The organism is Adlercreutzia sp. DFI.6.23, from assembly GCF_024462535.1.
Taxonomy (GTDB): Bacteria; Actinomycetota; Coriobacteriia; order Coriobacteriales; family Eggerthellaceae; genus Adlercreutzia; species Adlercreutzia rubneri.
Genome location: NZ_JANGBP010000850.1, coordinates 1 through 286, shown reverse-complemented (window position 1 = coordinate 286; position 286 = coordinate 1). Strand labels below are relative to the sequence as shown.

Annotated in this window: 1 pseudogene; it reads right to left on the bottom strand. The window is 59.4% G+C overall.

Annotated elements, in window-relative coordinates:
* Nucleotides 1–110 (bottom strand): annotated as a pseudogene (locus tag NE591_RS15740) (LexA family protein); the annotation flags it as partial.
* Nucleotides 111–286: the final 176 nt, after the last annotated feature.

Genomic DNA, 286 nt, shown 5'->3' with positions numbered 1-286 from the left:
ACCACCTTGCCGGCAATGGAGCAGTCCGTGGTGATGATGGGATCCATCGTCGAGTTCTCCGGCTGCAGGCGGATATGGTCGGCCTCGCGGAAGAAGCGCTTGACGGTGGCGATCGCAAATAACCAATTGCGTCGATTTCATAGCCACTCTCCTGCTGCAAGCGAGAGTTGACGCCTGCAAGATCGTCACGCACGACGCCACCGTTGAACTTCTCCATGACGAAGGTTTCCATGCCGGCATCTCCAGCAGCGCTGGCACGGGCGGTCTTTTTGCGGCCTGCGCTGCT